This is a genomic window from Dietzia maris, from assembly GCF_014144855.1.
Classification (GTDB): domain Bacteria; phylum Actinomycetota; class Actinomycetes; order Mycobacteriales; family Mycobacteriaceae; genus Dietzia; species Dietzia kunjamensis.
In genome coordinates, this window is the sequence record NZ_JAALDN010000169.1 from 1 (window position 1) to 9,008 (window position 9,008).

A 9,008-nucleotide genomic window follows, 5' to 3' on the forward strand; every position below is an offset into this window, starting at 1 on the left:
CCCGGCGCGCCCGGAGGTGGCACGGGGGCACCGCCGAGCCGGGCCAACGCGGCGCCGGTGGGGACGGTGATGAACGGGTTCGCGGCGGGCGCGGCAAAGCAGACGAACGCGAGCCGGCCGCCCGGTTCGAGGGCCGCCCGGACGGCGGAGAACGCCACCTCGGGGCGGTCGAAGAACATCACGCCCATCCGCGAGAACGCGGCGTCGAACGGGCCGGGCAGCGGCTCGCTCTCCACGTCGAGGGTGAGGAACTCGACGTTCTCCGCGCCCGTCTCGTCTACCAGGCGAGCCTGCGCGCACTCGACCATCGGTCGGGACACGTCCACGCCGACCGCCGACCCGTCCGGGCGCACCCGACGTCCGATCTCCAACGTCGTTGTCCCGGTCCCGCACCCGATGTCCAGAACCCGCTGCGGTGGGCCGAGGTCCAGGCGGTCGAGGGCCGCGCGACCGAGCGGCTCGAGAATCGTGTCGTACGCGAGCGCATTGCGCACCCACGACTGCCCGAGGGGCCACTCCAGAGGTCGGCCTGCGATGCACTCATGATGAGCTCCAATGCCTCGACTCCCATCGTAGAACCGAGGCAGGGAGACCGGAACCCTGAAGGCAGCGGCACCACACTCACAGGGCACGCGACTCTCCACAGGCTGCCCTGCCGGGGACCGTCGCGCGGGCGAGGACGCCGCCGACGGGTGTGACGCTGTCGGCCATGCACATCGCCACACCACTGACCGGCACCCGCTACGACACGGTGCTCCGCCAAGCCCTCGCCCTCGTTCGCGCCGGGGACTACCGCGCTCGCCGAATCACTCTGACGGGAGCGCCCGGGGTCTTCGCCGACAGGACCGTGATCATCACCCCCCATCGCGACAGTTCCGGCGCGTTCGATGCCGATGACCTGGCGGCCCAGCTCTACGCACTCGCCCACGGCATCCCCTCCGACACGGCCACCTACACCGATGGCTACTTCGTCAGTGGGGGACGGATGCACTCGGCGCGGGCCGAGCCGTATGAGATCGACTGGCAGTAACCGGTCGGCGGCGGAGCTGAGACACTGGGTGCGGCCCGGTTCGCGGGTAGCTTGCTCTCGCGCGTCATTCCTCCCCTCGGTCGAGGGCGCGCCCGTTCGAAGGACTCCCGTGTCTTCTCCTGCCGCCCCCGGGTCGCCTGTGACCACTGTCAGCTGGCGAGAGAAGGGCGAGGACCGCACTGCCGGGTGGCGCTCGGAGAACGGCGCGCCGCCGCCGCGGGACATCGTGGTGATCCACGACGACATCGCCGCGGACAAGGCGCTTCGGATGATCCGGCGGGGCACCGGTCTGTTGTGGCGAGGCGACTTCCACAACGCCCGCCAGCTCATGCGCGCCCTCGACCGGCGTCTGCAGAAGCGGGCGTCCCGGGCGCCGCAGAGCTCCGACGCCAGCGATGTGTTCCTCGCCAACCGGAAGGCACGCGCAGAGCGGGCGGAGACGCTGGGAAAGATCCTCATCCCCCTGAAGCAGGACAACTCGGTTCGGCTGCGCCGAGCGCCCGATGTGCGGGCCGCCTGCACCCATGCCTACGGGCCGCCGACCCACAACGGCAACGACTCCACCGGTCGGGAGACGCTGGTCTCGCTGCCCGAGCTCCTCGGCGTCATCAGTGCCTACGAATGGCACCTGGGCGGCATCGAGGTGGCCGCGTTGGGGGCCCGGATCCATCCCGCCTACGGCGTGTTCGCCCCCACCCGTGGCGAGTACATCGACCTGGTCGCCGACACCCCCTGGCCGCAGGGTGTCGAGGACCCGATCGTGTGGGACATCGGCACCGGAACCGGCGTGCTCGCGGCCGTCCTGGCCCGGCGCGGGGCCCGGGAGGTCGTGGCGTCCGACATGAATCCGCGCGCGGTGCAGTGCGCGCGCGACAACGTGGGTCGGCTGGGGTTGGCGGGCCGGGTGGACGTGGTGGAGGCCGACCTGTGGCCTTGTGACGACGACGACGACGAGGTGGGCGACTCCGGGCGGGCCGACGTGGTGCTGTGCAACCCGCCGTGGATTCCGGGTCGTCCGACATCCGCTCTGGAGCAGGGGATCTACGACCCGGGCTCGGACGTGCTGGGCCGCTTCCTGGACGGGCTCGCGCAGCACCTCACGCCGCGGGGCGAAGGGTGGCTGATCCTGTCCGACCTCGCCGAGCATCTCGGCTTACGCACTCGCGACGAGCTGCTGACCCGCATCGCCGGCGCCGGGCTGACCGTGATCGGCACCCACGAGACGACGCCCCGGCACTCGCGCGCATCTGACACGGGCGATCCGCTCCACGCGGCGCGCTCGAAGGAGCGCACCATCCTGTGGCGGGTGGGGGCGAGGCGGGACACCTAGAACCGAATCACCTAGAAGCGAAACACCTCACGGGGGCGGCGCCCACCGAACGCCCAGACCAGCGCATGCACTGCGAGCAACGGGGCGATGAGCACCACCGCGCCCCAGCCCGTGGTGGCGACGGGCACCCAGTCGTCCCACGACGCGCGCATGGCGGCGAGGAAGTCGCCGCGCTCGGGATCGGTCTGTTCGGGTGCGCCGTGCCCGGGGTCGGCGAGCTCGGGGTCGTCGTGTGAGGAGCCCGCCCACAGCCCTTCAACGTCAGAGCTGTCCGCCGCCAGTGGGAAGTCGGCGGGCCGAGGGGACTGCGAGGCGGAGTGCATGACAGGGGTTCGTCACCCCGGCGAGCCCGGATGGCCGGTTCGGCCGAGCGAGCAGTCGGCGGGTCTCCGGCGGCAGTGGAGCACCTCGTCGTCGTCGCACTTACCCCGCCACCACGGCGATTTCGGAACGTAGGCTGGCGGCGCCCGCACCCCACCCGAGGCCGAGGATGCCATGGACAGCATGACGGACAGGTCGGCTCCCGCCGCTGGCGACGGACACTCCACCGAGGGCGAGCGCGCACCCCAGCTCCCACCCGGGCCCCGGCTGCCCAGGCCAGTCCAGGGCGTGGGCTTCGGGATCGCCCGGCGGGAAACTCTCCGACTACTTCACCGGCGGTACGGCACCGCGTTCACCGTGCACCTTCCCATCTACGGGCGCGCGGTGGTGATCTCCGACCCCGCGCTGGCCAAAGAGCTGTTCACCGCCCCGCAGGAGTCGCTGACCAACGTCGACCCCAACCTGGGCCGGGTCCTGGGGGAGAACTCGATGTTCGCGCTCGAGGGCACCGACCACCGCCGGCGCCGGAAACTGCTCACGCCGCCACTGCACGGCAGACGCATCAAGGCCTACGAGGCGATCGTCGAGGAGGAGACCCGTCGCGAGCTCGACTCGTGGGTCGCCGGTCGACCGTTCGCCTCCATGCCCTCGATGACCCGCATCACGCTGGACGTCATCCTCCGGACCGTGTTCGGCGCCCGGGACGACGAGCTCGACACCCTGCGCCGCGTCATCCCGCCCATGGTCGAGGCCGGCTCGGCGGTGGTGATCACCCCGGAGCTGCCGGCACGGCTCGGCGCGGTGGGCCCGCGCGCCCGGTTCTCCCGCTACAAGAAGGTGTACGACGAGGCGATCGGCGCCCTCATCACCCGGGGTCGCCGCGACGACCGGCTCGGCGAGCGCGACGACATCCTCGCGATGATGCTGCAGAGCACCTACGACGACGGATCGTCCATGACGGATGACGAGATCCGCGACGAGCTCACCGCACTCCTCGTGGCCGGGCACGAGACCACGGCGACGACACTCGCCTGGGCGCTGGAGCGGCTCAGCCGCACCCCCGCGGTGCTACGCGAGCTGGTCGCCGAGGTCGATGCCGGGGGAACCGACTACCGCAGCGCCACGATCCTCGAGGTCCAGCGCAGCCGGCCGGTGATCGACCTCGCCGGACGCAACGTGCAGGTCCCGCACCTCGACCTCGGCCCGTGGCGGATCCCGCGCGGGTACAACGTGCTGGTCGCGATCTCGCTACTGCACGACGCGAGCACGCACTTCGCCGAGCCCGAGCGGTTCGACCCGTCCCGCTTCCTCGGCACCACGCCACCGCCGGCGTGGCTGCCGTTCGGGGGCGGGACCCGGCGGTGCATCGGTGCGGCGTTCGCGGCCATGGAGATGGATGTCGTGCTGCGCACCGTGCTCAGCATGTACGAGATCGTCCCCACGACCGAGCGTGACGAGCGGTGGCACTCGAGGGGGGTCGCGTTCGCACCCCGTCGCGGCGGGCGGATCACCGTCCGGCGCCGGTGACGCTAGTCGGACGGCACCGTTGAGGTGGCGGCGTCCCGGGGCGCGGTCCCGGGGGCCCTCGACTTCTGCCACGGCCACCGGCCCGAGATCTCCAGCTCCAACGACCAACTGAGGAAGGTCCTGATCACGACGATCGCCGCCAGCACCGCCACGCTCTCCAGCGTCGGGGTCACCGCGACCGTCTTGATGATGTCCGCCGCCACCAGGATCTCCAGCCCCAACAGGATCGACCGACCGAGGAACCGGCGGAAGTGCCGGTAGGTGTCCGGCTGCCGGCTGAGCAGGCGCCACCCCGCGATGACCGTGGCCGCCACGATGCCGATGACGATCGCCGCCACCCCGAGCGCATCGATCACCTCGCCGACCGCCTCGATGTACTCCTTGGAAGGCACCCTTGACTCCTCTCACCCGGATCCGCACCGGGGCGACCCGGACGGCGTTGTCCGACGAGCCTAGGGGGACCCCCGCCGCGCGCCCGGGCGTTCGCCGATCTCGTAACCAGTTGCACTGAGACGGGTCTTGGGTACGTTTGTGGCCCACCGCCCTGGATTGATCGGCCCACGCAGATCGAACCCGCGCCAACTCGAGGAGGCACCGCACTTGCAGACGCCTACCACAGAATCGACCACCGGAGCCACGGACCTTCGTCCGAACCCGACCCACGACCCCAACGAGCACCTGCGCGACCCCGACAAGGGCTACGTCGCACTGCTGGGCTGGGTGCCCAACGCCATCGACGCGCTCGACAAGTTCGACCGCCGCTACGTCGTGGTGGCACCGCCCTGGGCCGAGGAATATTGCAGTCAGCACCAGATCCCGTACGTCCCGTGGGACTTCGAGCGGCTCAACGACCGGTCTATGGAGATCGCCGAGACGCTACGGGACATGGGCGTCGACGTGGCGATCCCGCTGTTCGAGGAGACCGTCGAGTGGGCGGGCGCCATCAACTCGATGCTGCTCGACAACCCCACCCTGTACGGGCAGTCGCTGCTGCTGCGGGACAAGGCGCTGATGAAGCGGCGCGCGCAGCTCGGCGGGATCCGCGTGGGCATCTTCGAGGAGGCGCACGAGCGGGACGACGTGATCCGGTTCCTCAAGCGCGTCAACCAGACCCTGCTCAAGCTCGACGGCGACCCCAACGACCCGATCCACCTCAAGGCCTTCGACAAGGCCGGATGCCTCGGCCACCGCGTCATCCGCACGCCCGACGAAGTCGACACGATCCCCGAGGAAGAGTTCCCCGTCCTCATGGAGTCCCACCTCGACGGCTGGGAGTTCGCCGTGGAGGCCTGGGTCCACAACGGGAAGATCGTGTTCCTCAACATCTCCGAGTACGTCACGCTCGGCTACTCGGTGTTCGTGCCGGCCTCGCCCGAGCTGGAGAAGTACCGCCCGGAGATCACCCGGCAGATCGAGAAGCTCATCAAGACCTTCGACATCAAGTTCGGGTTCGTCCACCCCGAGTACTTCGTCACCAGCGACGGCGAGATGTACTTCGGCGAGGTCGCCTACCGGCCGCCGGGGTTCAAGGTCTTCGAACTGCTCGAGCGCACCTACGGGTTCAACGCCTACCAGGGCCTCGTCCTGGCGTTCGACCCCAAGACCACCGAGGAGGAGATCGCCGCGTTCTTCCCGCGCGAGGTGGTCGACGCCAAGGGACACGCCGGGTGCTTCGGCGTCTACCCGCGGCGCCGGGTCGTCTCCACGCTCGAGATCCCGGAGGCGACCGAGGACCACGAGTACTTCGAGTCCCACGAGCTCACCGCACCGGTCGAGGAGACGGTTACCAAGCGCACCGCCTTCGGCACCCACTGGGGCCTGGTCTACTTCTTCGGCGACGACGCCTACGAGATGCGATCGGTCCTGCGCAACCAGGAGGACCTCGACTTCTACGTGTGACGCCTCGGCCGGTACCGGCCCGCGGGTACGGTACCGGCGGGCGGACGTGGAACGACGTGGGATGGCCAGGCGCGGCCTGGGACGACCGGGGACGACGCGGCACGACGTGGCGGCGAGAGACGGAGAGTGGAACGAAGTGGGAAACGACGAGCCCGGCACGACGCGGGTGCTGGACAAGCGGGTCGCCTCCCTGGCCGACGCGACCAGAGCGCTCGCCGAGGCCGGTGACGTGACCAAGTCGTCCCGTCTGCGGCGCGTCCTGGACGGGGCCCGGTTGGTGCTCCTTCAGGACGGGGGAGCCGGGGCCGTGCAGGCGATGGCCCGGGAGCTCGAGGCCGCCGGGATCTTCGAGGGCACCGACTGGGACTCGCCGGCGGCCCTGATCCCGGCCCTGAGCGCCGGCACCCTTCGCAGCTCCGACTCGGACAAGGTCGTCACCGAGATCGTCAGCGACCTGCGGCTGACGGCCGTGGCGCAGGGGCAGTACGAGCATCCCGAAATGACGGCCGAGCAGGCGCGCCAGCACCTCGCCGAGGTGCTCGCCAACAACGCCTCACTGCTGTTCACCGTGGCCACCGAGGCCGAGCGCACGCAACAGGGCCGGATGGCGACCGTCACCCGCGCGGCCCTGGCGCACATCGCCTCGGAGATCGGTCTGGACGGCGTGCTCGACCAACTGGTCGAGGAGATCTGGCGCATCCTGCGCCAACGCCCCATCCAGGTGGACCAGATCAAGCAGACCATCACCCAGATCTCGATCGCCCGTCAGGACCCGCAGCTGGGCACCAGCGGCGGCGGCGTGGGCATCGACCGGCTCATCAGCAGCATCTACGGCACCACCGAGGCGAGCCGCGAAGACCCCGGGGTGGACGTCTACCTCTCCCGACTGGAGTCCATGGACGAGGGGACCCTGCAGTACGAGGCGGCCGGGTTCGCGCGGTCGATGCACGACACCGGCCTGGTGTCGCCGTACCACCCGGTGCTCGTGCGGTTCCTGCGGGAGAAGGGCAGCTTCCTGCTCAGCGAGGCGCTCGGGCTGTCCAGCACGGGCCGGGAGAGCCTGCTGTGCTTCCACGGTCTGGTCGACGCCCTGATCGACGCGGCCGTGCACCCCGAGACCGCGCAATCCGTCTACGGGCTGGCGCTGCTGCTCGAGCGGGGGATCCTCTTCCAGCCGCCCGCCGCCCCCGCGCTGTGGCGGCTGCTGGCACTGCCGCTGTCCGGCTACGCGGCCGAGCGACTCGCCCTCTCGTGCGGTCCCGCTCACGAGGGGCGCGTCTGGCTTCTCGCCGGCACCCTGTCGATGCTCGGGCAGCCGCTGGGCGTGGGGCAGGGCGACAACCCCACCTGCCAGTCCGCCCGCGCGCTGTCGATGTGGGCGTACAACGACCCCGACTACCTGCTGCAGATCATCGCGTGGGCGGCGCGTGACAACGAGGTGGTCATGCACTTCGAGGGCCGGCCGATCTCCTCCCGCGAACTCGACGCGGGCCTGGCCACCATGCTGCCCGTGGATCTCGACCCCGTGTCGCTGCTCGTGGTGCCGCACCTGGACCGGATCTACGCCGAGATGGGCCGCCTGTGCTCGGACCGCCCGGGCGACCCCCACCGGTGGGTCAACCCCGAGTTCCACGGCTGGTGGTCCGCCCGCGGCTTCAGCATCAACGTGGACGTCGCCACCGGCAGGCTGACCGGGCTCGAGGATTTCCTGCGGCACTTCTACGGCAGCTACCACCCGTTCCACAACGGCAACCAGCCGCTCATCCACCCGCAGCCCGCCGGGGTCGCCGTCACCGATTCCTCCGCGCGGTTCGTCGGGTGGCACGCCATCACGATCCTGCGGGTCGCGCTGGACCCGGACGAGACCATGCGCGTCTACTTCTTCAACCCCAACAACGACAGCGGGCAGGACTGGGGCAACGGCGTGGTGGTGAGCACCGCCGGCAACGGCGAGCGCTTCGGTGAGTCGTCGCTGCCCTTCGAGGAGTTCGCCTCCCGGCTGTACATCTTCCACTTCGACACCCTCGAGCCCGGCGAGACCGCATCGGTCACGGCCGAGGAGATCTCACGGGTGACCGAGTTGATCCACGGCAGTTGGGGCGCCGACCGGCTACCGGAGCTCTGAGGACTGCGGCGCGGCCCGACCCGGCCCGGTTGGTACGCCGCCCCTCACCCCGTGCCGCCCGAGCGGCAGCATGAGCGGCCGGCCCGAGGTGGGGTCGTCGATCACGACCGCGTCGAGCCCGAACACCGCCCGCACCATCTCCGGGGTGAGCACCTCGTCCGGCGCCCCGCTGCAGTGCACCCGGCCGTCGGCCAGCGCGACCAGGTGATCGGCGTAGCGGGCCGCGAGGTTGAGGTCGTGCAGCACCATGACGATGGTCGTGCCGCGGTCGCGGTTGAGGTCCACCAGCAGGTCCAGCACCTCCACCTGGTGCGCCACGTCGAGGAACGTGGTGGGCTCGTCGAGCAGGAGTAGGTCGGTGTTCTGGGCCAGGGCCATGGCGATCCACACGCGCTGGCGCTGACCGCCCGACAGCTCGTCCACGGCCCGGTCGGCCAGCTTGAGGGTGCCGGTCGCCTCGAGGGCTGCGGCCACGGCCTCGTCGTCGTCCCTCGACCACCTCGACAAGATCCCCTGGTGCGGGTTCCGACCGCGCCCCACCAGGTCGGAGACGGTGATGCCCTCGGGCGCGATCGGCGACTGGGGGAGTAGCCCCAGGGTGCGGGCGAGTTTCTTGGCGGGGATGTGGTGGACCTGCTCGCCGTCGAGGAGCACCTGCCCGCCGCGGGGTCGCAGCAGTCGGGACATCGAGCGCAGCAGCGTGGACTTGCCGCACGCGTTGGCCCCGACGATCGCGGTGATCGTCCCCGGCGGCACCTGCAGGTCCAGGTCGCGGA

9 protein-coding genes are annotated in these 9,008 nt (G+C 70.6%); 5 read left to right on the plus strand and 4 right to left on the minus strand.

The window, feature by feature from the left end; genetic code table 11:
- On the minus strand, positions 1–494 hold a 494-nt coding region (locus G6024_RS06220), incomplete at its 3' end, for a class I SAM-dependent methyltransferase (protein WP_159148294.1).
- A gap of 200 nt (positions 495–694) precedes the next feature.
- Here G6024_RS06220 and G6024_RS06225 point away from each other — a divergent pair.
- Both G6024_RS06225 and G6024_RS06230 read left to right on the plus strand, forming a co-directional pair.
- A complete protein-coding gene (locus G6024_RS06225) occupies positions 695–1,030 on the plus strand; it encodes a hypothetical protein (protein ID WP_159148295.1) in 336 nt (111 codons plus the stop codon).
- Between the two features lie 139 nt (positions 1,031–1,169).
- Positions 1,170–2,360 (plus strand): methyltransferase, encoded by a 1,191-nt coding sequence (locus G6024_RS06230; RefSeq protein ID WP_235027781.1) that lies wholly within the window; start codon positions 1,170–1,172, stop codon positions 2,358–2,360.
- Positions 2,361–2,371: 11 nt separating this feature from the next.
- Here the strand turns inward: G6024_RS06230 and G6024_RS06235 are convergent, their stop codons facing one another.
- A complete protein-coding gene (locus G6024_RS06235) occupies positions 2,372–2,683 on the minus strand; it encodes a hypothetical protein (protein WP_159148297.1) in 312 nt (103 codons plus the stop codon).
- 172 nt (positions 2,684–2,855) lie between these two features.
- Between G6024_RS06235 and G6024_RS06240 the strand changes: the two genes are divergently transcribed.
- Positions 2,856–4,208 (plus strand): cytochrome P450, encoded by a 1,353-nt coding sequence (locus tag G6024_RS06240; RefSeq protein WP_159148298.1) that lies wholly within the window; start codon positions 2,856–2,858, stop codon positions 4,206–4,208.
- A gap of 2 nt (positions 4,209–4,210) precedes the next feature.
- Here G6024_RS06240 and G6024_RS06245 read toward each other — a convergent pair whose 3' ends face one another.
- Positions 4,211–4,600 (minus strand): DUF1622 domain-containing protein, encoded by a 390-nt coding sequence (locus G6024_RS06245; protein ID WP_159148299.1) that lies wholly within the window; start codon positions 4,598–4,600, stop codon positions 4,211–4,213.
- Positions 4,601–5,066: 466 nt separating this feature from the next.
- On the opposite strand from G6024_RS06245, the gene G6024_RS06250 reads away from it, so the two are divergent.
- Complete coding sequence (locus tag G6024_RS06250) at positions 5,067–6,107, plus strand: ATP-grasp domain-containing protein (RefSeq protein ID WP_390890280.1); 1,041 nt, start codon at positions 5,067–5,069, stop codon at positions 6,105–6,107.
- A 136-nt stretch (positions 6,108–6,243) separates the two neighbouring features.
- Positions 6,244–8,232, plus strand: coding sequence for a hypothetical protein (locus tag G6024_RS06255; protein ID WP_159148300.1), 1,989 nt, complete (start codon positions 6,244–6,246; stop codon positions 8,230–8,232).
- On the opposite strand, the gene G6024_RS06260 is transcribed toward G6024_RS06255, so the two are convergent.
- On the minus strand, positions 8,218–9,008 hold a 791-nt coding region (locus G6024_RS06260; protein WP_159148301.1), incomplete at its 5' end, for an ABC transporter ATP-binding protein. The two genes, G6024_RS06255 and G6024_RS06260, sit on opposite strands and share 15 nt — an antisense overlap.